The following is a 20,707-nucleotide window of genomic DNA, read 5'->3' as shown; positions in this document are numbered from 1 at the left end:
ATACACATCTGTGATACATATTTGCAACACTCGCGAACGGGGGAGAAACGCATGTTGCCTGACGACCGCTTGCCCACTGAGGGCGCCAGTTTGTTGACCCATCCGCTGGCGGAATCCTGGCAGCGCAGCCGGGGCTACGGCCTGGCGCGCGCCGATCAGCACATCTCGTTCATCAAAGCCGGGTTGCTCGAAGAGCGGCGCAGCCGCAACGACTGGGTGCCGCAACGGGTGCAGCCGCTGATCGAGCAGCTGGGCGCGCAAATTACGCGCCAGCCCGCCATTGTGGTCATTGCCGACGCCGACGGGCTGGTGCTGGAAACCCGCGGCAATACCGATTTTCTGCATAAGGCATCGCGCTTTGCGCTGGCGCCGGGCAACCCGTGGGGAGAAGCGGAGCGGGGCACCAACGCCATCGGCACCGCGCTGGCGCTGGGCGCGTTCTGCGAAGTGCGCGGCGACCAGCATTACCTCAACCAAAATGCCGGATTGAACTGCACCGCCGCGCCGATCTACCGGCCGGATGGCCACATTGCCGGGATATTGGATCTTTCCGCCCCCGCGCAGCGGCCGTATCGCGATGCACAGCGCCTGATCATGCAGGCGGTGCGACATATCGAACACCGCTGGGTCAGAAGCGCGATCGCCGATCGTCACTGGACGCTGCGCCTGCACGCCGACGCCGGTAGCTTGGGCAGCGCGCAGGAGCTGCTGCTGGTGTTTCACGACGAAGTGCTGGTCGCCGCCAATCGGCTGGCGATGCTGGAGTTCCAGCTTTCACCGGCCGCATTCGGCTCGGTTGAGTTCGCCCAGCTGTTCCCCGATCTGCTGCGGCAGCCCTACGGCGCACCGCACCAGACGCTGGCCGGCAATCAACGGCATTATTATTCGCTGCTCGAGGCGCCGCAGCGCCGCGTCAGCGCCCTGCGTTCGGTTCCGCCGCCGGCGGAAAGGCATGACGAACAGCATCAGAAGGCGCTGCGCATTCTCAATGCCGGTCTTTCCCTGTGCGTGACCGGCGAAACCGGCTGCGGCAAGGAGCACTTCAGCCGACGCCTGTTTCAAGAGAGCCGCTGGCGCAACGGCAACTTCGTGGCGATCAACTGCGCGGCGCTGCCTGAGCCGCTGATCGAGTCCGAGTTGTTCGGCTATGCCCCGGGGGCGTTTACCGGCGCCAACCCGAAAGGCTATATCGGCAAGATCCGCGAGGCGGACGGCGGCGTGCTGTTCCTCGATGAAATCGGCGACATGCCGGCGGGCCTGCAGACGCGGCTGCTGCGGGTGTTACAGGAAAAAACGGTCACGCCGCTCGGCAGCCGCAGCGCTTATCCGGTCGATTTCGCGCTGGTCTGCGCCACGCACCACGATCTGCCTCGGCAGGTACAGGCGGGGGCGTTTCGTGAGGATTTGCTGTACCGCATACAGGAATACAGCCTGCGCATTCCGCCGCTCAGAGAGCGGGCGCAGCTGGAAGCCTTCATTTTGCAGCTGTGGCGAGAGCTGGGCGGCGAGCGGCGTGATATTCGCCTGCTGCCGGAGGCGCTGGCGATGCTGGCGCGCTACCCGTGGCCCGGCAACGTGCGGCAGCTGTTGAGTACGCTCAAGGTGCTGCTGGCACTGGCGGACGATCATGCGGTGCTCACCCTGGACGATCTGCCACAGTCCATCGCGGTGCTGGCGCCGCGCCAGGAGAACGCCGATACCGGCCTGGAGGATCTGCAGGCGGCGATCGACAGGGCGGGGGGTAATCTCAGCCGGGCGGCGAAGGCGCTCGGCGTTTCGCGCAGCACGCTGTACCGCAAGTTGGGCAAGCGGCATTTCGCGATAAAATCTCAATAGCAGTATACGGTTCTTTCACAAAGTCCTTTCCCTTTAACTACTCAATAAAAATAGCCGTTGATTCCGTCTATCCATAAAATTATTTGTGGATAGACAGCTATTTTCTGAAATTTAGTCAACAACTGAACAGGATGAAAAGAATGTTTTCGTGGAAAAAAACCAATTAACAACAATTGGTTAACTTTTATTTTGCTTACATAAATTTACATTTTACCCAAGGACTTTCCAAGCGTTGAGTGATAAAAATAAATGATATTGATAATCATTATCGTTTATGTATTGTTTATTTTTCATGTTGGAAGGGACTTTTATGAACCAATACGCAGCGACAGCTATGGCTTCTTTGCCATTATTTCTCATGCTTAGCATGTGCCCCCGGGTAAACGCGACCGAGATTTTCAATAAAAACGGAAATAGGGTTCAATTAACGGGAATGCTCGATGCTCGACATCAATTTAGTCCGGACAGCGACACGGATGGCGACCAGAGCTATGCGCGCTTTGGTTTTATCGGTGAAACCAAAATAAGCCGTAGTGTCACTGGATATGGGAAATGGGAATACGAAATAAAAGTGAATAAAACCGAGGGCGGCGATGATGACAGCGCGTATACGCGCTTGGGTTATTCTGGCATTAAAGTAGACCGGTTTGGATCTCTCGATTACGGTCGCAATTACGGCATTCTGTATGATATTGGGGCCTGGACCGACATTCTGCCCGTATTTGGCAATGATTCTTATGAGGATACGGATCGTTTCATGACTGGCCGCAGTAGTGGACTTTTGACTTGGCGGAATAACGATCTCTTTGGGTATTTTCCAGGGGTGAGTTTGGCACTGCAGTATCAGGGAAAGAATAGCGCTGAAGACAGGAAATCAGAAATTCAGAACGGGGACGGTTATGGGGTATCCGTGGTATGGAATGGGAACGATGAGATCAGCCTGGGGGCTGCATTGACGCGCTCCCAAAGAACACCGATGCAAAAGATTGATGGCCAGGGCGATAAGGCAGATGCGGTGACTGCAGGGATAAAATATAACAAAGAAAATATCCTCTTGGCAGCCAACTACACGCGAAGCAACAATATTATCCATATTGAGGATTATGGGTGGATAAGAAGAGCAGATAGTTGGGAGGTTGTGGGGCAGTATAGTTTCGATTCGGGAGTTCAACCAGGTTTTGCATGGGTATACACTCGGGGGCACGGACTTAAAAATAACACGGGAGATACAGATATTGTAAATTATGTTGATGTGAATGCGAGCTACATATTCAATTCCAATATGAGTGCTTATATTGATTACAAGATTAACTTAATAAACTCATCCGGAAATTCTGGAGAAAATACACTGAACGTTCCCACTGATGACAGTATCGGTATTGGAATCGTGTACCAGTTTTAATCTTTCAATGCTTATTGCTGACTTCAACACGTAATTAAGAGGGTGTTATGAAAATCATATCTGGACTTGTAGCCGTTTTTTTAATGATTTTGACTACGTTTACATGGGCCGGTGAGCGTCAAACGTTCAATTTGACGCTGACGGAACAAGGTTTTGTTCCTTCGCAACTGGAGGTTCCGGCACATGAAAAGATCGAAATCAGGATGTACAATGCCACAAAAAAAATGGCCGAATTTGAAAGTTTTGATATGAAATTCGAAAAAATAGCGCCTCCTGCGAAAACGATCTCGGTTTTGACTGGCCCACTTAAACCTGGGGAGTATCTTTTCTTCGATGATTACAGTGCGCAGGATGCAAAAGGAAAAGTGATATCTAAAGTGCGGTTAAACAGAAGATAGTCACGTCAGGCTTGCTCGTAAGATAGCGGACTCTGGCATTTTTATTTTAGTCTTCATATTTTTATATATTTTTCCTGATGAGGTCGCCGAACCTATCCGGGCCGAATCGATATTATTCACGTAATCAGAGGTCAATACCATGAAATTAATTAAGCTGTTCGTCGTTGCACCAATGTTTTTATTCACCGTCATGGCTCACGCGAGGGAGTACCCTATCGGGGGGCCGGTTGAACATGAGGGTATGGAGATTGCCTCATCGTACCTTGTGGGTATAACTATGGAGCCGGATATTACGTCAATGGCGATGGGTAACGATATTATCCATCTGGAAAGTGACGTTCATGCAACGCAAAATAACATTTGGGGTTTTTCTCAAGATGAATGGATACCTTATCTTTCAATAAACTATGTTATGACCAAGAAAGACGATAAAAACTTCGTCGCATTTGGGCAACTACTTCCTATGATAGCCAAGGATGGGGCTCACTATGCACAATCCTTAAAAATGAATGGCCCCGGAACATATACGGTAAGACTGAAATATTCGGCACCCGACGAAAAGAACTTCTTGCGCCACACTGACAAAGAAACCGGCGTGCCGAAATGGTTTAAACCATTTATTGAAACATTTACATTCAGCTATCCTCAAAAGTAAGGAGACGGAAGGGCGACGTATGCGTCGCCCTTTGGGGAAAGAACATGACAACATATAAAAAATTTATTTTTAGCCTTGCTCCCGTCGTGTTTCTTGGCGGGTTAAATCAGTACGTTTATGTTTTTCATAAACAGACCATGCTTTTTTTTGAATCGAAACTATGGCAAGTTTCTGCCATAGTGGCAGCCTCGCTAGTTGTTGTTATTACACTACACCGTTTGAAAATAAATGGCGTATATAAATCGATAAAGTTTAGTGCGATAATTTTTTTGTGCATTATTCCATGGAACGCGACACCTTTTCTTGTTGCATTTTCTTTTTTTGCCGGAACGTTCGTGTCTCTGTTTAATGTGCGGATTGATCGTTGTACATTTAATCTTAATCCAGCAATTTCAAGCAGGATGATCATTTTCTTTCTAAATCCGCCAATAATAAAGTATGACAGTATATCCAGCGCTACACCGCTCTCTCTTTGCCGTAAAAGCATGATGCGAATGTCAGAGTGTGGCGTTTACCCTCTAAAATACTTGGTGTTCGGGGCTTGGCCTGGTGCTCTCGGGGAGACGTCTAAAGTTGGAGTGCTGATTGGCGCATTAATTCTGATATCCTTTAAACTTTACAATCCTTTTTTTCTTATTGCAGGTATATTCGGTGCCGTCATAGGTTGGTTTTTTCTCGGCGTGGGATACACCTTTACGCTATTGCCGGGAATGATAGATTATCTATTTATGGGGAGTTTTTTATTTGGTCTTGTTTTCATGACGCAGGATCATTTTACTCATGGCTTGAGGCGTAATGAGATGCTTACCTACCATTTTCTTGTGGGGTTACTGTGTTTTATCTTTAGAGGGATATTGCCTTTCCCTGAAGCGACGTTGATATCTTTGGTAATGTCGCAAGTTTTATTCATGGTGTTTTTCTTCTTTAAAAGAAAGGTTGATTCATTGAATATGGATTGATGTTTATAATGAGGTCGATGTTAAATTTTCGCTTCATTTCACATCTAAAAGTTTTTTGGCTGGTAGGTGTTGCTTTCTCAAGAATTTCTATCCAGGTCAACAGTTTCTAAGACGGGTAATGAAATTCAATGAATGTATGGAAAGTCAACCTGATTTCGGCTTGGTTCGGTTGTTTTCTGACTGGGTTAGCAATGAGCCAAATTCTTCCTTTTTTGCCATTGTATATTGAAACACTGGGGGTAAAAGGTCATTCCTCTCTCAATCTATGGTCAGGATTAGTATTTAGCGGTATGTTTTTTGTTTCAGCGATGGTTTCACCACTGTGGGGGAGTCTGGCCGATCGTAAAGGTCGTAAATTAATGTTGTTGCGAGCCTCATTGGGAATGGCGGTGGCCACTGCATTACAAGGTATGGTGAACCAAGTTTGGCAGTTATTTGCTTTGCGGGCCTTGATGGGACTTGCCAGTGGTTATATTCCCAATGCCATGGCGCTGATCGCTTCGCAAGCACCGCGTGATAAGAGCGGATGGGCATTGGGTATGCTGTCGACAGGGCAAATTACTGGGATGATCGGGGGGCCATTATTCGGTGGCATGATGGCCGATCACCTGGGGCTTCGGATGATTTTTTACGTTACTTCCGGGATGATGTTCATCAATTTTCTATTGACGTTACTCCTGATTAAAGAGCGCCATGACGGGGTCGGAAAGACAGAACGGTTCAGTGGAAAGAGGGGTATTCAGTCTTTACCCCAGCCGATGTGGGTTGTTAGTTTGTTCATTTGTACGTTAATGATCCAATTAGCCAATTCTTCAATCAGCCCCATTCTTACTTTGTTCATTCGTGCATTGGCGTGTAACACCGGCAATATTGCTTTTATCAGCGGCATGATCGCAGCCGCCCCCGGGATAGCCGCTCTGGTCTCGGCACCACATTTCGGTCGGCTCGGCGATCGCATAGGTGCCGTCCGTATCCTGATCGCCGCGTTGCTGTTGACGGCTGTGCTATTGTCTGCCATGGCGTGCGTGAGAACGCCGTTGCAGTTGGGTGTTCTACGCTTTTTGCTCGGCTTTGCCGACGGGGCGCTAATGCCTGCGTTACAGACATTATTGCTTCAGTCTTCTTCCGAGCAGACGACAGGCCGTATTTTCGGCTATAACCAGTCATTCATGTATCTTGGAAACGTGTGTGGCCCATTATTGGGGGCAGGTGTCTCAGCACTGGCGGGATACCGATGGGTATTCGTCATGACGTCTATTATCGTCATGGCGAACGTGTGGCAACTGTATCGTCAACTTCAAAAGCGGGAGTAACCGTTTCTTCTCATGCCTATGGGAACCCCCACCGGCGGTTCCCACATTTTTATATTATCTAACCGCCTTAGTCCCCCAGGCCCGGCGGGTTAATCTCGGAATGGGCGATCTTCTCGTCGCTCTCCGCCCAGCGATCCAGCACCTGCAGATAGCTGCCGTTGGCGATGGCGCTGTTGAGCGATGCCTGCACTGCGTCCACCAGGCCGTTGCCTTTCTTCAGCGTGACGGCGATGTTGGCGGTTTTCGGCCAGCCGCCGGGCACGATGCCTACCAGCCGGGTTTTGCCGATCAGCCGTGCCTGGTAAGCGCCGGAGACGTTGGGCCCGAAGGTGGCGTCGGCGCGGCCGGACTGAATGGCCAGCGTGGAGGCGGCCTTGTCGGTGACGTACACCGGCTGCAGCGGCGCCAGCCCCTTGGCGCGGTTCTCCTTGTCCCAGGCCAGCAGCACCGCTTCCTGATTGGTGCCGGAATCGACGATGATTTTTTTACCGGCGATATCCGGTGCCGTTTTGATCTGGGTGATTTTACTGTCGGACTTGACGTAGAAGCCCAGCGTATCCTGGCGATAGGTGGCGAAATCGAATTTGGTCTTGCGCTCGTTGGTCACGGTGATGTTGTAAACCGCGGCGTCATATTTGCCGGAGGCCACTCCCAGCGGCCAGTCTTCCCACGAGGTGGGCACCAGCTTGAGTTTCAACCCCAAACCGTCGGCCACCAGGCGCGCGATGTCCGCCTCGCTGCCGATCACCGTTTTGTTGTCGCGGGCGTACAGGCCGAACGGCGGGCCGCTGCCCAGCAGGGAAATGGCCACCGTCAGCGTGCCGGGCTCCACGAACTTGAAACCGGCGGGGATTTTGGCGACCGCCTCGGCGTTCTTCACCGTATGGATCGGCGTTTCGTTGGCGACGATATCCACCCCTGGCGCGGCCGCGGCGGAAAAGCTCAGCAGCGCCGCCATCACTATCATCTTTTTGCTATCTATCATTATGTTAATTACCTTCATTATTAGGATTGTCACAGGGTCGTTGCACTATCTCTGAAGGCTAAAGGTCTGTGAACGAACAAAATCAACTATCCAATCTTGGAAAAATCATGATGCGCCGTCGGTGGCGCTGAATCTTTCGAGGATGAACCATGTCGTCGCGCTTCGCTACGTTGGGCCGCATACCGCGCGGCGTGTGGATCTTGGGTGGGGTGAGCCTGCTGATGGACGTTTCCTCGGAAATGATCCACAGCCTGCTGCCGCTGTTTATGGCGACGACGCTCGGCGTCAGCGTGATCGTCATCGGGCTGATCGAAGGGCTGGCGGAGGCGACGGCATTGATCGTCAAGGTGTTCTCCGGCGTGCTCAGCGATTACCTCGGCAAGCGTAAAGGGCTGGCGCTGCTGGGCTACGGGCTGGGCGCCATCAGCAAACCGTTTTTTGCCGTCGCGTCGTCGTCCGGAATGGTGATGGGCGCGCGCCTGTTGGATCGCGTGGGCAAAGGCATCCGCGGCGCGCCGCGCGACGCCCTGGTGGCCGATGTGACACCGCCGGAAATTCGCGGCGCAGCCTTTGGGCTGCGCCAGTCGCTGGATACCGTCGGCGCCTTTTTAGGGCCACTGCTGGCCGTCGGCCTGATGCTGCTGTGGCACAACGATTTTCGCGCCATCTTTTGGATGGCGGCGATCCCGGCGGCGCTGGCGATCGCGCTGCTGTTCTTCGGCCTGAAAGAGCCGGCCGCCGTGATAACCGACAAGCGAACCCACCCGATTACTCGCGCCAATCTGCGGCTGCTGGGGCGTGGCTATTGGTGGGTGGTGGGCATCGGCGCCGTCTTCACGTTGGCGCGCTTCAGCGAGGCGTTTCTGGTGCTGAAGGCGCAGCAGGGCGGCACGCCGCTGGCGCTGATCCCGCTGGTGATGGTCGCCATGAATCTGGTTTACGCCTGCTCGGCCTATCCGTTCGGAAAACTGTCTGACCGCATGAGCCATAAAGGATTGCTGAAAGCCGGGTTGCTGGTGCTGATCGCCGCCGACCTGGTATTGGCGCTGAGCGATCATTGGGGCGGGGTGCTGTTTGGCGTAGCGCTGTGGGGCGTGCACATGGGCATGACCCAGGGGCTGTTGGCGGCGATGGTGGCGCATACCGCGCCGGCGCATCTGCGCGGCACCGCGTTTGGCATGTTCAATCTGATCAGCGGCGTGGCGCTGCTGCTGGCGAGTCTCGGGGCCGGCATGCTGTGGGAGCTGGCCGGTTCCGCCTCCACCTTTTACGCCGGAGCGATCGTCTGCGTGGTGACGCTTATCGGCATGCAGCTGGCGCCGTTCGGCGAACAGCGCCCGTGAAGGCGGCGGCGCTCAACGCCGCCACTCGGTTTACGCCGGATGCGCGTGATTTTCATTGCCGCCAATCGCCAGGTAATCCGTGTAGATTTGCGGCGCGCCGGAGAACGACGCCAGTGTTTTCCACTCGTCGTACATCCGCTCGGTATCCTGATGTTCGGCCACGAACCTGAGCGCTTGCTCGGTTGAGACGTCGAGATCCGGATGGAATGCGTTGAGCGACGGCAGGCTTTCAATGATCAGCATCACCGCGTACTGGTCCAGACGATTGCCACTCTGGCCCTTCAGCAGGTGAAACTTCCAGCCTGGGTAGTCTTGCACGCGGTGGATGTTGTCGGTGATGAACCGTTCAAACCGCTGGGCCGAGACGCCGGCTTTGAGCGCCAGGTTATGAATGCCGACGACACGTTGAATGCTTTCCTGTCCAGGTTGGTTGCGGTAATTGGGGCCGGGAGGCAACGAACTGCGACTATTCTCCGCCACCAGGCTGTAACAGGTATAAAGGGTCGGCAGTTCGGCGAAGGTCGCGAAGGTTCTCCACTCCTCAATCAGTGCGGCTGCCTCCGGGCGCTGCCGCCAAAAGGCGTGCGCCTCATCGGTCAGCTCGCCGTTGCCGTCGATATAGCGCGTGTAGGTGGCGGCGTCCTTAGCCTGATAAACCATCAGGTACTGATTTTCACGCTCGCCGCGCAGGCCGCGCAGCAGCGTCCATTGCCAGCCGGGGTAGGCTGGGATGGCGACGCCTTTGCGGCGAACGAAATCCTCGAAGCGATCCGAGGCGATGCCTCTTTTCAGGTTGATCCCCACGTAGTGCAGGGAGAAAACCGGCGTTGTTGATACATTCATTTAACGATCCTCGCAAATTGAATCAGTGAGATGAGCGCGTTACGGCTTTGGCGCTGATGCTGACCAGCACCAGGCAGAGCAGCGTGCAACCGAAAGCCAAAGTCAGCGTGGTGTACTTGGCGATAAAACCGATCAGCGCCGGGCCGGTTAATAAACCGACATAACCGACCAGCGTCACGGCGGGAAACGCCTGGCCAGGCGGTACCTGTTTTTGATTGCCGACGGCGTTGAACAGAATGGGAACGATGTTGGCGATGCCAAGCCCGATCATCATCAGCCCGCCGAAGGCGGCCCAGGCCAGAGGAACGGTGACGGTCAGCAGTAACCCCGTTGCAGCGCACAGGCTGCCGAACAGCAGAGTGCGGTAGCGCCCGATGATGCCGATCAGTCTGTCACCATACAGCCGCCCGCAGGCCACGGCGACGGCGTACAACGTGAACCCCATCCCCGCCTGCGATTTGGCCACGCCGCGCTCGGCATGCAGGAATAATGCCGACCAGTCGAGCATCGCTCCCTCTGTCAGGAACACGAAGAAACAGAGCAGGGCGATAAACAGGATCTTGCCATGGGCCAGCGCTAGCCGCACGCCGCCCCGGCATCGTTCGCCGATGCCGCCCTGCGCCAGTAAGTCGCCGGCGACGATCGGCAGCAGGATCGCGATGAGGAGGGCGATCAGGCCGATGGCCAAGGCCGGGACGATGCCCAGCAGCAGGAGCAGACTGACGCCGCCGGCGCCGGCAATGCCGCCAAGGCTGTAAAAACCATGAAAGCCGGACATTTTCGCCTGGCCGCTCTCCCGCTCGACGACTATCGCCTGTGAGTTCATCGCCACATCCATGATGCCGTTAACGGCGCCAAATACCCCCAACGCCACCCCCATCAGCAGCGGAGCATCGAGTAATGCCAACAACGGCAAGTCGATGCACAGCAAGGCGCCTGCACCCAGCAACACGGTGCGGCAGCCCAGTTTGCCGATCAGATAACCGGCAAAGGGCATGATCGCCATGGAGCCGGCGGCGAGGCAAAACAGCAGCAAACCGAGCGTGCCGTCATCGATGCCCAACCGTGCTTTTACGAAAGGGATCAGCGGCGCCCAGGCGGCCATGCCCAACCCGGCGAGGAAGAATATCGCTCGGGTGGCGATTTGCCGGCGATGATTCTCCGTGGCCTCACCGGTTAGCCAATGCAGCATCATGACGATCGGCTCTGTGCGACGGACAGATAGTCGGTATAAATTTGCGGCGAACCGGAAAATGACGCCAGTTGCTTCCACTCTTCATACATTTGTTTGGTGTCGCGATGCGCTTTGGCGAAGGTTGCCGCTTCGGCGGTGGCGATGTCGGGTTCCGGGTAGAACACGTCCAGCGCCGCCAGGCTGGCGATTTCCATCATGACCGCGTACTGGTCGAGCCGATTACCGCGCTCTCCCTTCAGCAAATGAAACTTCCAGCCCGGATAATCTTCAATGCGATGATGATTCTCGGCGATAAAACGTTCGAACTGCGCCGGCGTCACGCCCTCGCGCAGCGCCAGATTGTGGATGCCGATAATGCGTGCTTCAGGTGCCTCTCCGGGCCGTTCTTGATAACGCGGGCCACTCGGCACGTCACTTCTTTCATTCTCCGCCAGCAGACGGTAATCGCTGAACAGCGTCGGCAACTGACTGTAGGTGCCCAATTTTCGCCACTGGGCGAGGATCTCCTGCGCATCGGCATGTTGCCGCCAGAATTCATGCGCCTGTGTCGTTCGCTGCCCCGTAGCGGTAACGTAACGATCGCGCTGCTCGACGCTGTCAATCTCATACAGCATCAGGTATTGCCCGACGCGCTCACCGCGAAGGCCGCGCAGCAACGTCCAGCGCCAGCCGGGATAACAGGGGATATGTACGCCTTTTTCGCGGACAAAGGTTTCAAACTGTGGTTGCGTTACGCCGGCTTCAGTATCGATGCCGATGTAATAGAAGCTGAATACCGGTTTAGGTTTGGAGGCGGTTGTGGTCATCATTCACTCCTGATGGGGGAATTCTGCGGAAAATTGGGTATTGATAATGGCTTCAACCAGTGTGACGCCGATGGGCGTTAGCGTGACGCACGGGCCATCGACGATGACCAGCATTTTATCCACCAAGGTTTTCAACGTGCGGCGGATGACCGGGTTAGCAAACAGGCTGTTGCCGTCAAAGCGCCGTTTAAACACCCGATCGTCAACCGGCAGCAAGGTGGAGAGCGCCATTTTGAAGGCGTTCACTTCACGCTGGATCGGGGAGAAACCGCGGCTTTCCTCGATGGGCAGGCGGTCTTGGTTGAGCGCCTCCTTGTACTTCTTGTAACCGGTGATGTTGATGGCTTCGGATCGCGTCGATTTGGAGCTGCCGCCCAAACCGATCGCCACTTCCGGATACTGCTTATCGAGATCGGTGATGAGCGCTTTCCACTTTTCCGGCTGTTGATCATTGCGGTGAAAGTACATGGTGGGGTGTTCGGTATAGCCGTCGTTCAGGTATCTTTCGACCAGTTCGCGCATTTGGTACTGCTTGCCCAGTCCTGGGAAGCGCATGTTATTGATACTGATCAGCCCCTTTTTCTGCCACAGGCTTTCGCGTTCGCCCGAGACGCCGGTGCGATTTTTGATAAACTCATCCATGTGCAGCTTGGTGCAGACGACATGTGACAGATCCAGCGCAAGCGCCTTTTCCATGTCGTATTTTACGTCGTCCACGCTTTGACCCAGCATGCCATAGATGAGATCCACGCTGACCCAATCGATGCCGAGTGCACGCGCATGATAAATGGTTTCCACGCACTCCTCGGCCGAATGCATGCGCCCACAGGCGGTGATGATGTCATCATTGAAGGACTGGGTGCCGAAGCTGATTTTGCTAAAGCCAAGCTCTTTCAACAGCGTCAGATAGGCTTTATTCAGGGTGCCTGGCTCTCCTTCGAAGCGCAGGGTGGCGTTGGCGAAGTTAAAGTGGCTGTAGTAGAAGGCCATCATGCGGCGCAGTTCCGGCTCCGGCAGCAGGGACGGCGTGCCGCCGAAGACGTTGAATTCGCCGATTTCCACCTTGGCCAGACTGGGCACGCGCGCCAGCCACATTTGAGCCTCTTTGATATTGAAGTCGACCAAATCGCGGAATACCTCCTGAGAGGCGGGCGCCTTGGGATTGAGTATCACCGTGGGGTATTGGCAAAAATGGCAGCGATAGCGGCAGGTCGGGATATAGGCCCAGAGATGGATTTTGCCCGCCTGACGAATGTCGTCTTCCATATCGGCAAAAAACGCGGACAGCGGATAGTCGACGATATCGCCGGGGAACACGTGACAGCCGAAAGGATCCTTATGCACATACTCCAGAAAGGCCCGGTTTTCCGGTTGCGCCAGAAAACCGTTCACCTGCGGCGTAGGGTAGTTTTCATCGATATCCAATAACGATTGCAAGGCTTCGTCATTCATCAGAAGACCCCTCCATTACCGAAATAGTTATGGGCTTCGCCGGACTCGCGGTCTTCACAGAAGTAATAAACAAAGCGGGAGAAATCCTCGTCGTTGACCGCGTCGAAACAGGTCGGCAATGCGGGCGGGAAACCGATATCGTCACCGACGGCGCGGCGCATGGCGGCAAACAGCGCATCGCGAAACTCAAGGTAAAGCCGATAGGCGGGGGTTTTGTAGGCATGAATTGGTTTGAAATCGATGATGCGCATTTCGTGTTTCAGCTCGTGAATGCGGCGGTAGAGGTGGTCGGCCAACGGGCCGGAGAAGAAATCGCGCACTTCGCTGTTTTCCAACAGCAGATATGGGTTGAGCAGCACGGGCAGTAAGATATTCTTGGGCGTGTAGTCCTTGACCGAGTAATCCCAGGCCAGTTTCGCCTCCGCCGGTGTGGCGTCCGCCAGCACGGTTTTCTGCTGCTCAACGTCCGGCCGGACGTCCTTCATGATAATGATGCCGTCTTTGCCGTAGGCGATGCCGTTGATTACCTCGTCGAGGATGGTGTCGACCCGACGGCTGTTGATCTCAACGTAAGCATGCCGGGCGTAAACCGGTTTGCCGCCGTAGGCGATAACCTTAATGCCGAAATCCCAGTCGTCGGACAGGTGCTCGACAAAACGGCCGTTGTTGAGCTGATAGAAGATTTCGATGCCGCCTATCGCGTCATACAGGCTGCGTTCCACCCCGAACCCCTTGCCGTCGGGGAAGCCGCCGAACAGGGAGAACGAGAATTCGCGCAGACGCAGCGTTTTTTGGATCTCGCGGAACAGGTTGGGGCGCTGCTCAAAATCTACGGGGTTGTAGTAATAGTTGCTGGTGCCCAGGTCGCCTTGTTGATCGAGCATGGTATTCACCAGCTCGTAAAGCCAAAATGCATCCACGGTGCAATCGGCATCGGCGGACACGATATAGTGCTTGCGTTTCTTTCCCAGCCGGCTATCGCGGGCTTTGGATCGCAGCGACGCATAATCCATACCGCGTTTTCTGGCCGAAGAGACCCCCTGTACCTTTTCATCGATAACGAGAATATCCATAACCGGATATCTTTCACTAAACGCGTTTATTTTAGCGACGGAATCATCGGTGGAGTTATTATCGACAATAATCAGCTCGTAAGTGTCGTGGGTGATTAATTCATCTTTGGTATTCTGATTGAATAGAGAAAGCAAGACCGCCTCAATACGGTCGCTTTCATTATAAACGGGCAGTACGATAGACACAAAAACAGTATCACGCATAGATCCTCCAGGGCTAATGAAAGTCCACAGTTAGAAATGCCTTGTCTGAAAGTGAAATATCACATCAAGTGATATTGACGTTTAACTAATATTTAAATATTCCATGACGTTGTTTGACAGCACCCGTTTCCCTAGCGTGAAATTGTTTTCCGCTACGCGTCTCATTTTTTCTTTGTTGTTAATAAATTGATAGAGTTCGTCGACGAATTCGTCACTTGGCAAACCGTCGTGTAACTCAGAGATCGTCATGATAGGGGCTTCAAAGCCGTGCTGGCCATAGACCTCATGGTAATACTCGTAGCTGGTGGCGATATAGCAGCGCCGGCAGCTTACCGCTTCACCAATGGGATTGCCGTAGCTGTCATAGTCATATGAGGTGAGAAAAGAGACCAAATCGCAGGAATAATAAAGGTCCTCTATGCAAAGCGTATCACTTTGCGAACGCATACTGGCATGGGGAAGCATGCCGACAAATTTGACGTAGGGGAGAACTTGCAGCTCCTGCGCCAATTTGGCGAGCTGCAAATAACATGAAGGATTCTCATATTCATTGCCGGCGATCGCCAAACAGACTCGGCGAGTGTTGTTGTCACGTATAAATAAAGCGTTAAGCCTGCTGACCAGTACAATATCACGATCCAATCTTTTTTGGGGGATTATACGGGTGGTTCTGGCAATGAGAATGTCATTTTCACGTATATTAATCTGCTTTCTGCAGTTTATCCTTTCGAGGTTTTCTGAGAAATCATAGGTGTTTTTCTTTACCTCGACATGGACATCATGATTGCACCAGGCCTCAAGTTTCTGCTTCAGATCGTGATTGAGCGTGACATAGGTAATGTATTTTGAAGCGATAGGTTTGATAGCGTGAGAATAAGGTGGGGGGCCGTATTTGAGCACCTTTTTTTCACTGTTCCACATCAGGTCATGATCGCGCCATATCACGAAACGCGTCAGTTGATAACGCCGGCCGTAATCTTCGATCGCCAGATATAGCGCTTTGGTATAGATGATGTTTTCCGGCAGCGTGCCGTTTTCCACCACCACATGGCTGATCGCAAGCGCTTCCCATTGGGCGATAAGGCGATCCGCAAGTCGCCGCGCCGCCAGCGCAATAGTGTGCAACAGGTCGGTTTTTTCTTGCTCGTCAATGGGCGTTTTCTGGCCGATCAACGCCGCGTGCGCGTGGTCGAGAAAGGCGGGGTGGTAGTCTGGAATCGACGTGATGCCGTCCAGGCGGACAAGCGTAAAGACATCCTGGTAGATATCATGCTCATGTCTATAGGGTTTATTAAAGTTTCCCTTATCAATCTTGATGTCGTATCCCAGATCAAGATAAGACCGAAATCCACAGGCTTGCAGTCGTTTGGCAATCTTCATTGCTTCTACCGTGATCCCTGAGACCGAGACGGCATCGAACGAAATGAACATTGCATTCTTCTCTTGCCTAGCGTGCATCGCAGAACCTCCTGCCATTGAGTAGTGCATTGATTTGGATTAACTATTTTTTAACAAATCTCCGGTAACGTTCCCAATTGAGTGGAAAAAGAATCTCTTTGACGCTCTGGAATACACTCAAATCCGACAGAACGGAAGCTCAAGCGTTCAAAAATGTAAAGATACGTTTATGCTTTGTGAGGGTTCTCACAAATATCTCGCTGAGGAAGTGGTGAAAAAACAGTGGGGAATATGGGGGGCAAAACCCCCGAATACGGAATATGCGATGCCTGGTTTAACGGTTCGTCATGCCGCCTTTGGCGGGTTGTCGTATCGTCTGCAACATTTCGGGCACCCGCTGGGAGTCCACCGCCCGGCTGAACAGAAAACCCTGACCGATATGGAAACCGGCTTCGCACAGTGTTTGCCGCTGCTGCTCGGTTTCCACCCCTTCGGCGATGATATCGATCGACAGCTTTTGACCGAGAATGCCGATGCTTTCCACGATCGCCAGGATCGCCGGTTCGGTATTCATGCGTTGAACGAAGTCGCAGTCCAGCTTAATGCAGTCCAGCGGGTAATCCATGATATGGCTGAACGAGGAGTGACCGGTGCCGAAGTCGTCCAGCGCGATGCGGATGCCCATCTCCTTGAGCATTTGCAACGCGCGCAGCACGTACTTCGAACCGTGCTTGTTGAACGCGTGTTCGGTCACCTCCAGTTCGATCAGGTGGTGGGGAATGTGGAACTTCAGCAGGCGCTGCAGGAAAGTTTCGGCGTAGTTGTCGCGTAAAAACTCGATCGGCGACACGTTCAGCGAGATGGGCTGCACCGCCACGCCGGCCGCGCGCCAGCGGGCGATATCGGCGAAGACCTTCAGCTGCATGGCTTCGCTGATCTTGGTCGCCAGCTCGTAGTCGTTGAACGCCTCGCTCACCGTCGCCGGCAGCTGCACGCCGTTGATCGGGCAGTGCCAGCGCAGTAAGGCTTCAAAGCCGACGATGCTGCCGTCGGTCAGGCTGACCTTCGGTTGGTAGCTGGGGCGGATGCAGTTGTCGCGCACGATCTGGCGCGCGTAGTTGAGCTGGCTGGCGCGGGCGCGCGCCTTGTCCATCATTTTGCGGTCGAACATATAGACACCGCCGCGGCCGCCGTCTTTCAGCTCATACAGCGCAGTATCGGCGCATTTCATCAGTTCCGAAGCGTCGCGTGCGTCTTTGGGGTAGATGGCGCCGCCGATGCTCATGCCGCAGTGCAGCGTCTTGCCGCCGTGGGTGATCGGCGTCTCCAGCTGCAGCAGAAATTTGTTGGCGATGCGGAAAATATCCTGCTCGTTTTCGACGTCGCTGATCACGACGGCGAACTCATCGCCGCCGAGGCGAGAGACGAACGAGTGCGTATTCATGCAGGCGCTGAGCCTTTTGCCCAAAACCCGCAGCAGATGGTCGCCCGCCGCGTGGCCCAGCGTGTCATTCACCAGCTTGAAGTGGTCAAGATCCAGCAGCATCAGCCCAAGCGACTTGTTGCCGTGCAGGGCCCGCTTCATCTCTTGCTTCAGTTTCTTCTTGAACAGGCGCCGGTTGGGCAGGCCGGTCAATTCGTCATATTCGCTGGCGAGCAACAGGCGTTGTTCCATCACGCGTTGCGAAGTCACGTCGCGTGACACGCACAAGATCTCGGCCACGGTGCCGTGTTCGTCGCTGACCGGCGTGAGAATGTTGTCCCAGTGCTGTTTTTTGCCCTGCGGCGTCACGCTCAATCCCGTGAAGCGCGCATTTTTTCCGGCTCTGACGCTGCGCAGCGCCTTGCGGCCGCGGCGCCGGATCTCGGGCGACAGCAGCCCCAGCCAGGGCATGCCAAACTCTTTTTGCCCCGGATCAAGGCCGAGCGCCAGGCTGCCGGAGCGGTTCATGTGGCGCAGCGTGCCGTCGTGATTGATCACTTTAATGCAGTCCACGCTGGCGTCCAGCATGTCTTGCTGGATAGACAGCGCCTGAACGTTTTGCTGGCGCTGTAGCATTTGCGGATGAATGTCGGTCGCCGTCAGGTACCAGCTGGGCTCCAGCGCCATGCCGTCCTGCCGGGCGTTAAACGCCAGCATAAACCAACGGTAGGCGCCGCTGCGATCGCACAGGCGGGCCTCGCCGGCGAACGAGGAGAGGGCCACGATCGCCTGGCGCCACTGCGCGGCCAGCCGCTCGCGATCGTCGGGGTGCAGAGCATCGAGCCAGTCGGCGGCGCCGTGTTCACCGGCGATAGCGCCGGTATAGTCGCGCCACTGTTTATTGAAGTAACCGCCAAGGCGGTTGCCGAAGCAAATCAGGCCGGGCAAGTCGTCTACGATTTCGCCATAGAGATCAATCGGATTTTTGTTATTGCTCTGCTTGGGCAACAGGGTCATGCGGTATTTCCTCGGAAAATTACCCATATTCTCGCTCTAGAGCAGAGCTTCTTTCAATATAGTCTTGCCAATGAAAATGGGAATAGCCAGCGGGCGCGGCTAAAAATCGGCCCGCTAGCATGGAATACATCCAGCGTGAACGCATTAGGAATACTCCTGTTATTTATAAGTATCCCTTATATTGCAGCGAAAAATAAGTGATCGGACCACACCGCGTTATTGCCGTGAAAATTAATCATTCTTGATGTTTCTCTATGGCTAAATGTTCAGTCGCCATGATGTACTCCCTGGCGCTATTCTGCCCGCTCTATGCGGTAATACTGACAAAAACCGCAGTCCAGACGGGGATGAACGCCATTTTATGCACTCTGCAGCGCCCGTTTACTGGGGCTTAGCGGAAAAATCATGATGCAAATCAAGAAATGTTTTGTTTCATATGTTGACACTTTGCTTACGCGTGAGATAGCCTCGCGAATGATAATCATTAGCAAAACTGGATGGTGGCGCAAATGCATTCACGCAATTATCTCCGGGTAACCGTTCGGATAACAGACCAGATTCACAGCACAAGAGCCTGTCTGATGTGGTCTCTGGCAACGAGGCAATGCATCGGACGGCCGTTGTCATTAGACCTCTTGAGCGGCATCTCAACTTAGCCTCAACGCGCAGACACTGGAATCACACCCTTGCCGGATCAATGCGGCCTGTTACTTTCGCGCATTTTGCACGGACACATCGCGATCTCATGCAGTTGCATCAGTTCTCAATCATGGGTAAGGAGGCTCGGGTAGTTAAAAGTAAATTTACTCTCTGGGTGTAAAGGGATAGGAAAAAGAGTGGGCGTATCGGGTTATCGCTATTCTCCGGATTTTGATTATCCCTAAGAGACATTTCGGATGTCATATTAATACTAGCTACTTTGTGGAGAAAGTTATGGGTAATACCATGAATGGAAACGAAACGGGTTGGGACAGTGTTAACGATCTTATTCACTACCATGAACGCGGGAATGGCCTGACGATAAATAACAAACCGTCTTATGACATAAATGAGGCGGGGTTGCAGATAGCGCGCGGCGATAAAACCTGGAATGGCGTTCACGTCACGGGAAAAGAGGCGACGGTGACCTATTCCTTCCCGGATTGGGATTATAACGAACTGAACCTGGGCCACCGCTCCCCGGAACGTGATACGGGGCTGAGTGCGTTCACGCAACAGCAGCAAGAACAGGCGAAGCTGTCTTTACAATCCTGGGCCGATGTTGCCAACATCAAATTTGTCGAAGTTGCTTCAGGTCAACCTTCCAATATTACCTTTGGGAATTATGAGGGGACGGGACAAGCGTATGCCTTGAAACCTTACTCATATAATGGCAATGATTACAGAGGATACAACTCTGATGGGCAAAGTTGGTACAACATTAAGAATCACTCCGAAAATTTGCATCCTGAGCTAGGTAATTACGGCCGCTTAACCATTACCCATGAAGTTGGCCATACTCTCGGGTTAGATCACCCGGGCACTTATAATGCGGGGCAAGGCAGCCCAAATTATACCAAGGCAGTTTACGCCGAAGATACCCGGCAGTTTAGCGTAATGAGTTACTGGAATGAATCCATTACCAACGCGGATCATGGCCATTACTATGCCGCTGCACCGCTGGTTGATGATATCGCGGCCATCCAGCATCTTTACGGCGCCAACATGACTACCCGAACCGGCGACACCGTTTACGGGTTTAATTCAAATACAGGCCGAGACTTCTATACGCTCAAGGACAGCCACGACAAGCTGGTGATGTCTGTTTGGGATGCAGGTGGCAATGATACCCTCGATTTTTCGGGGTATAGCCAAAATCAGCGTATCAATTTGAACGAAAGCGCTTTCTCCGACGTCGGTGGATTAAAAGGGAATGTTTCCATCGCTGCCGGCGCCACCATCGAAAACGCGATAGGGGGAGCAGGTAATGACGTCATTGTTGGAAATCACGCAGACAATACGCTCAAAGGCGGCGCCGGTAACGATGTTATTTACGGTGGGGCGGGCCAGGATCAATTGTGGGGAGGGCAAGGTAACGACATTTTTGTCTTCTCTGACCTGAATGACTCGCCTGTTCGGGCTCCTGATACAATTTGGGACTTTGAGTCAGGCAAGGACAAGATCGATCTGTCCTTCTTCAACCAAGGCGATAAAGGCAGTGATTTTATTCAGTTTGTCGATCATTTCAGCGGGCAGGCCGGTGAGGCGCTGGTGTCCTATGATACCCAAAGCAATCTGAGCGAACTGGCCTTCAACATCCATGGCGGTGCAAATCCAGACTTCCTGGTGCACATCGTCGGGCAGGCTGACGTCGCTGTTGACTTTATCGTATAAAACGGCAACGGTGGGCGATGATGCCCACCGTT

At 53.6% G+C, this 20,707-nt stretch carries 16 protein-coding genes; 8 read left to right on the top strand and 8 right to left on the bottom strand.

Annotation, left to right across the window (positions count from 1 at the left end; genetic code table 11):
- The first annotated feature begins 51 nt into the window (after positions 1-51).
- The 6 genes from AWX27_RS01360 to AWX27_RS01335 all read left to right on the top strand — a co-directional run bounded on the left by AWX27_RS01360 (position 52) and on the right by AWX27_RS01335 (position 6,563).
- Positions 52-1,836 (top strand): sigma-54-dependent Fis family transcriptional regulator, encoded by a 1,785-nt coding sequence (locus AWX27_RS01360; protein WP_060418969.1) that lies wholly within the window; start codon positions 52-54, stop codon positions 1,834-1,836.
- A gap of 310 nt (positions 1,837-2,146) precedes the next feature.
- Positions 2,147-3,238 carry a porin gene (locus AWX27_RS01355; protein ID WP_369819278.1) on the top strand — a complete coding sequence of 364 codons (1,092 nt, stop codon included), beginning with the start codon at positions 2,147-2,149 and terminating at the stop codon, positions 3,236-3,238.
- 47 nt (positions 3,239-3,285) lie between these two features.
- The gene (locus AWX27_RS01350) at positions 3,286-3,636 is read left to right on the top strand and encodes a cupredoxin domain-containing protein (RefSeq protein ID WP_060418964.1); all 351 of its coding nucleotides are present in this window, start codon (positions 3,286-3,288) and stop codon (positions 3,634-3,636) included.
- Between the two features lie 139 nt (positions 3,637-3,775).
- Entirely contained in the window at positions 3,776-4,291 is a 516-nt protein-coding gene (locus AWX27_RS01345) for an iron transporter (RefSeq protein WP_060418963.1), read from the top strand.
- A gap of 44 nt (positions 4,292-4,335) precedes the next feature.
- A complete protein-coding gene (locus tag AWX27_RS24260) occupies positions 4,336-5,250 on the top strand; it encodes an RnfABCDGE type electron transport complex subunit D (RefSeq protein ID WP_072265391.1) in 915 nt (304 codons plus the stop codon).
- Between the two features lie 128 nt (positions 5,251-5,378).
- Entirely contained in the window at positions 5,379-6,563 is a 1,185-nt protein-coding gene (locus AWX27_RS01335; protein ID WP_060418959.1) for a multidrug efflux MFS transporter, read from the top strand.
- 67 nt (positions 6,564-6,630) lie between these two features.
- On the opposite strand, the gene AWX27_RS01330 is transcribed toward AWX27_RS01335, so the two are convergent.
- Positions 6,631-7,548 (bottom strand): ABC transporter substrate-binding protein, encoded by a 918-nt coding sequence (locus AWX27_RS01330; protein WP_154618162.1) that lies wholly within the window; start codon positions 7,546-7,548, stop codon positions 6,631-6,633.
- 149 nt (positions 7,549-7,697) lie between these two features.
- Here AWX27_RS01330 and AWX27_RS01325 point away from each other — a divergent pair, with 149 nt between their 5' ends.
- Positions 7,698-8,891 (top strand): MFS transporter, encoded by a 1,194-nt coding sequence (locus tag AWX27_RS01325; RefSeq protein ID WP_060418955.1) that lies wholly within the window; start codon positions 7,698-7,700, stop codon positions 8,889-8,891.
- Positions 8,892-8,921: 30 nt separating this feature from the next.
- Here the strand turns inward: AWX27_RS01325 and AWX27_RS01320 are convergent, their stop codons facing one another.
- From AWX27_RS01320 to AWX27_RS01290, 7 genes are all read right to left on the bottom strand, one after another.
- Positions 8,922-9,734, bottom strand: coding sequence for a hypothetical protein (locus AWX27_RS01320; protein ID WP_060418953.1), 813 nt, complete (start codon positions 9,732-9,734; stop codon positions 8,922-8,924).
- 22 nt (positions 9,735-9,756) lie between these two features.
- A complete protein-coding gene (locus AWX27_RS01315) occupies positions 9,757-10,929 on the bottom strand; it encodes an MFS transporter (protein WP_060418952.1) in 1,173 nt (390 codons plus the stop codon).
- Positions 10,926-11,735: a hypothetical protein gene (locus AWX27_RS01310; RefSeq protein WP_060419702.1), complete on the bottom strand. Its 810-nt coding sequence runs from the start codon at positions 11,733-11,735 to the stop codon at positions 10,926-10,928. Before AWX27_RS01310 ends, AWX27_RS01315 begins: the two co-directional genes overlap by 4 nt.
- Before the next feature lie 3 nt (positions 11,736-11,738).
- Positions 11,739-13,187 (bottom strand): radical SAM protein, encoded by a 1,449-nt coding sequence (locus AWX27_RS01305; protein ID WP_060418950.1) that lies wholly within the window; start codon positions 13,185-13,187, stop codon positions 11,739-11,741.
- Complete coding sequence (locus AWX27_RS25230) at positions 13,187-14,464, bottom strand: glycosyltransferase family 2 protein (RefSeq protein ID WP_060418948.1); 1,278 nt, start codon at positions 14,462-14,464, stop codon at positions 13,187-13,189. Before AWX27_RS25230 ends, AWX27_RS01305 begins: the two co-directional genes overlap by 1 nt.
- 81 nt (positions 14,465-14,545) lie before the next feature.
- The gene (locus tag AWX27_RS25225) at positions 14,546-15,895 is read right to left on the bottom strand and encodes a glycosyltransferase family protein (protein ID WP_230200964.1); all 1,350 of its coding nucleotides are present in this window, start codon (positions 15,893-15,895) and stop codon (positions 14,546-14,548) included.
- A 301-nt stretch (positions 15,896-16,196) separates the two neighbouring features.
- Positions 16,197-18,302 (bottom strand): putative bifunctional diguanylate cyclase/phosphodiesterase, encoded by a 2,106-nt coding sequence (locus tag AWX27_RS01290; RefSeq protein WP_060418944.1) that lies wholly within the window; start codon positions 18,300-18,302, stop codon positions 16,197-16,199.
- Between the two features lie 933 nt (positions 18,303-19,235).
- Between AWX27_RS01290 and AWX27_RS01285 the strand changes: the two genes are divergently transcribed.
- Positions 19,236-20,675: a serralysin family metalloprotease gene (locus AWX27_RS01285; RefSeq protein WP_060418942.1), complete on the top strand. Its 1,440-nt coding sequence runs from the start codon at positions 19,236-19,238 to the stop codon at positions 20,673-20,675.
- The last annotated feature ends 32 nt before the right edge of the window (positions 20,676-20,707 follow it).

This window comes from Serratia sp. 2880STDY5682894, assembly GCF_001537385.1.
GTDB classification, from domain to species: Bacteria; Pseudomonadota; Gammaproteobacteria; order Enterobacterales; family Enterobacteriaceae; genus Serratia; species Serratia nevei.
This window is presented reverse-complemented; position numbering and strand designations above follow the sequence as displayed.

What these genes read in the sequence shown, in the direction of transcription:
- AWX27_RS01290 (WP_060418944.1), bottom strand. Translation starts at nt 18,302, where the DNA reads ATGACCCTGTTGCCCAAGCAGAGCAATAACAAAAATCCGATTGATCTC.
- AWX27_RS01330 (WP_154618162.1), bottom strand. Translation starts at nt 7,548, where the DNA reads ATGATAGATAGCAAAAAGATGATAGTGATGGCGGCGCTGCTGAGCTTT.
- AWX27_RS01325 (WP_060418955.1), top strand. Translation starts at nt 7,698, where the DNA reads ATGTCGTCGCGCTTCGCTACGTTGGGCCGCATACCGCGCGGCGTGTGG.
- AWX27_RS24260 (WP_072265391.1), top strand. Translation starts at nt 4,336, where the DNA reads ATGACAACATATAAAAAATTTATTTTTAGCCTTGCTCCCGTCGTGTTT.
- AWX27_RS25225 (WP_230200964.1), bottom strand. Translation starts at nt 15,895, where the DNA reads ATGTTCATTTCGTTCGATGCCGTCTCGGTCTCAGGGATCACGGTAGAA.
- AWX27_RS01350 (WP_060418964.1), top strand. Translation starts at nt 3,286, where the DNA reads ATGAAAATCATATCTGGACTTGTAGCCGTTTTTTTAATGATTTTGACT.
- AWX27_RS01320 (WP_060418953.1), bottom strand. Translation starts at nt 9,734, where the DNA reads ATGAATGTATCAACAACGCCGGTTTTCTCCCTGCACTACGTGGGGATC.
- AWX27_RS01310 (WP_060419702.1), bottom strand. Translation starts at nt 11,735, where the DNA reads ATGACCACAACCGCCTCCAAACCTAAACCGGTATTCAGCTTCTATTAC.
- AWX27_RS01335 (WP_060418959.1), top strand. Translation starts at nt 5,379, where the DNA reads ATGAATGTATGGAAAGTCAACCTGATTTCGGCTTGGTTCGGTTGTTTT.
- AWX27_RS01315 (WP_060418952.1), bottom strand. Translation starts at nt 10,929, where the DNA reads ATGATGCTGCATTGGCTAACCGGTGAGGCCACGGAGAATCATCGCCGG.
- AWX27_RS25230 (WP_060418948.1), bottom strand. Translation starts at nt 14,464, where the DNA reads ATGCGTGATACTGTTTTTGTGTCTATCGTACTGCCCGTTTATAATGAA.
- AWX27_RS01305 (WP_060418950.1), bottom strand. Translation starts at nt 13,187, where the DNA reads ATGAATGACGAAGCCTTGCAATCGTTATTGGATATCGATGAAAACTAC.
- AWX27_RS01355 (WP_369819278.1), top strand. Translation starts at nt 2,147, where the DNA reads ATGAACCAATACGCAGCGACAGCTATGGCTTCTTTGCCATTATTTCTC.
- AWX27_RS01285 (WP_060418942.1), top strand. Translation starts at nt 19,236, where the DNA reads ATGGGTAATACCATGAATGGAAACGAAACGGGTTGGGACAGTGTTAAC.
- AWX27_RS01345 (WP_060418963.1), top strand. Translation starts at nt 3,776, where the DNA reads ATGAAATTAATTAAGCTGTTCGTCGTTGCACCAATGTTTTTATTCACC.
- AWX27_RS01360 (WP_060418969.1), top strand. Translation starts at nt 52, where the DNA reads ATGTTGCCTGACGACCGCTTGCCCACTGAGGGCGCCAGTTTGTTGACC.